Consider the following 3,166-nt stretch of genomic DNA (forward strand, 5'->3'; position numbering starts at 1 on the left):
GACGGATCGCTCACCGCCGCCGGGGTGGGCTCGCTCACCTATCTACGCCTGATCGACGCGCTGGAAAGCGAGTTCGAGGTGGTTTTCGATCTGGACGACGATCTCGGCTTCGTGGAAAACCTGGACACGCTCGTCGACCAACTCGGCAGACACGGCGTGGCGGTGGGTGATGGCTGAGGGCAGCGCGCCGGTGGTCGACTCCGGGCCCGCCGTCGCGGCGTTCGCGGTGGCCGGCGCGACGTCGGAGCCGGCGTCTCTGACGTGGGGTCAGCGGGCCATCTGGCAGGCCATCCGGCGAACCGCGCCCGGCGACCAATACTTCAACATGACCCGAGTTCTTTCGCTCGCGGGCCGCGGTCGGCCGGTGGACGTCGAGGGGGTCACCGCCGCGCTCGGGCTGCTGATGGAGCGTCACCAGGCGCTGCGGACCCGGCTGGTGGCCGAGGAGCCCGAGCCCCGGCAGGTCCGGCACACGTCCGGCATGCTGGCGGTCGAGGTCTTCCACTCGACCCTGGTCGAGGACTGCGGCCTGGCCGCCGACGCGCTCGCCGAACGGCTCGGGGCGGACCGCTTCGACTACTTCCACGCGTGGCCGCTGCGGGCGGGCCTGATCGTGCACGCCGGCCGCGTCACGCACGTGGCCCTGGCGTTGTGCCATGTCGCCACCGACGGGCACGGACTGGAGGTGCTGGTACGCGACTTGCGGCTGCTGATCCGGCGTGGTTCGGCCGGGCGGCCGGTCACCTCCGGTCCGCTCGACCTCGCGCACGAGCAGGCTTCGCCGCTCGGTCTGCGCAGAGGCGGTGCGGCGCTCGCGCACTGGGAGACGCACTATCGGCGGATCGCGCCGACGGTGTTCGCCGAGCCGGTGATCGTGGCCGGTGGCCGCGGTGCCAACGCGGCGTGTGGTGACGGCGCCGAAGCCGCCGAGCCGCGTTTTCGGACCGTGCGGCTGGTCTCCACCGCGCTGGCCCGGGCCGCCGATGCGGTCGCCCTCGCGCACCGGATCAGCCCCTCGGCGGTGCTCCTCGCCGGCGCCGCGACCCTGACCGCGCGCGCGGGAGGACACGACACCGCCGTGGTGTTGCCGATCGTCGCCAACCGCTTCCGTGCGGACAGCCGCGACCTGGTCTCGACGCTGTCCCAGGAGGGCCTGTTCGTGCTGGACCTGGACCGGGAGGCGACCTTCACCGAGTCGCTGCCGGCCGCGTGGCAGGCAGCGCTGCGCTCGTACCGCAGCGCCGGCTACGACCCGGATCGCTGGAACGACCTGATGGCGCGGATCGCCGACGAACGCGGCACCCCGATCAAGCCGTTCTGCTGCTTCAACGACATGCGCCTGGTGGACCGCCCACCGGCGCCGGGGCCACCGCCGAGCGCGGCCGATCTCGATGCCGCGCGCGCGGACAGCCGGGTGGAGCCCGCGGGCGGCCACGAGTTCATCGCGTGCCGCTACTGCATGCACGTGGTCGGCGCGGGGGACGCGCTCTCGGTCACGGTGACGGGCGACACCGCGTATCTGCCGGTCACCGCGCTCGAAGCGCACCTGCTGGCGCTCGAAGACCTCGTGGTACGCGCCGCGACGGACCGCGAGCTGCCGATCGGCGCGCTGAGCGGATTCGTGGAGCGGGTCGGATGAGCGTGCTCGCGTACGCCGGGGCGACGTCGGTACCACAGGGCGGCCGGCTCGACTTCCACCTCACCGACTCGCGCGCCGCGGGCCGTGTCGGTGGCGGGGGCAGTGGGGGCGGTGTGAGCGGTCGGGGCGGTAAAGGCGGTGCTGTCGGCGCTGTCGGTGCTGGCGGTGTTGTCGGTGCCGGGGACGAACGCGATGCACGCGAGTACCCTGTCGTGCGCGGCTCGGTCACGGTGGCGGACGCGACCACCGACCGGGTGGTGTTGCGGACATCCGTGACGGGTCCCGTGTGGGCCCTGGACATACCGGCCACGTGGGCGAGTTCGCTCTATCGCGCGACGTTCGACGACGGCACGCCCACCGGCGACGCGAGCACGCACGAGGTGTGGTTCGTGGTCCGCGCGGCCCGGCCGGGGGCGTCCGCGCGCACGCTGGTGAGCGTGCCGTTCGCGACGTGGCAGGCGTACAACCGCGCGGGCGAGCCCGGGCAGGGCCTGTACTACGCCGAACAGCCCGACCGGGCCGCGAGGGTGACCTTCGACCGCCCCGGCGGCGGCCCGGCGCCCGAGCGCTGGGAGGAGGGCTTCCTGCGCTGGTTGCCCGCCACCGGCCGCCGGGTGGAATTCTGTTCGGGATTGGATCTGCACGCCGGCGGCGACCTCCTGCGCTACTACCGACTCCTCGTGGTCAACGGTCACGACGAATACTGGTCGAAGGAACAGCGGGACACAGTCGAGGAGTTCGTCCGTCGAGGCGGCAACCTGGCGATCTTCGGGGCCAATACGTCGTGGTGGCAGATGCGCCTGGAAGACGACGGCCGCACGATGGTGTGCCACCGCGACGCGGTCGCCGATCCGATGTCGGCGCTCGACCCCGAGCGGGTCACCGTCGAGTGGTCGAGCGCGCCGGTGAACCGGCCCGAGAACGCGATGACCGGGCTCAGCTTTCGGCGCGGCGCGGGGGCGTGGGGCGAAGGCATGCGGGTGATGCGCGAGGAGGCTTACACGGCACGGTTCGCCGATCACTGGGTGTTCGAGGGGACCGGTCTCGCCGACGGCGACAAGTTCGCGCAGGGTTCGCTGGGCTACGAGACGGACGCGGCCGAGCTGGAATGGACCGCGGGCGTGCCGCGGGTGACCGGGCGGGACGGCACGCCGCCGTCGTTCGTCGTGCTGGCCACCGCCGATCTGCGGCACTGGGCCCGCTACGGGCAGGGCGGGGACGCGGTGTTGGGGACGTTCGACCTCGGCCGGGGCACCGTGTTCAACACCGGCACGATCAACTGGGGCAGCACGCTCACGGATCCGGTGGTCGACCGGATCACCCGCAACGTCCTCGACCGGCTCGGCGCCGCGCGACAACCGCTGTGGGAGGTGATCGGCGGGGTCGCCGACATCCGTGCGCTGACCAACTGCGAGGAGTTCCTGTTCGCGGTCGACCTCGACGGCGTACTCCTGCACCGCGAGGCGTGCGGGCAGAACCTGCCGTGGCGGCTTGCCGGTTCCGCCGTCGGCGTGGTCGCGCTCGCGT

Annotated in this window: 2 protein-coding genes; both read left to right on the plus strand. The window is 72.6% G+C overall.

From position 1 onward, the window contains the following. The first annotated feature begins 169 nt into the window (after positions 1-169). Entirely contained in the window at positions 170-1,639 is a 1,470-nt protein-coding gene (locus GT354_RS45930; RefSeq protein WP_161363461.1) for a condensation domain-containing protein, read from the plus strand. 212 nt (positions 1,640-1,851) lie between these two features. Then, positions 1,852-3,166: N,N-dimethylformamidase beta subunit family domain-containing protein (locus tag GT354_RS45935; protein ID WP_346012486.1), on the plus strand; the 1,315-nt coding region annotated here is incomplete at its 3' end.

Source organism: Streptomyces sp. SID3343 (genome assembly GCF_009865215.1).
Lineage (GTDB): Bacteria > Actinomycetota > Actinomycetes > Streptomycetales > Streptomycetaceae > Embleya.

Coding starts and splice junctions, on each gene's coding strand:
- GT354_RS45930 (WP_161363461.1), top strand. CDS start 170: ATGGCTGAGGGCAGCGCGCCGGTGGTCGACTCCGGGCCCGCCGTCGCG.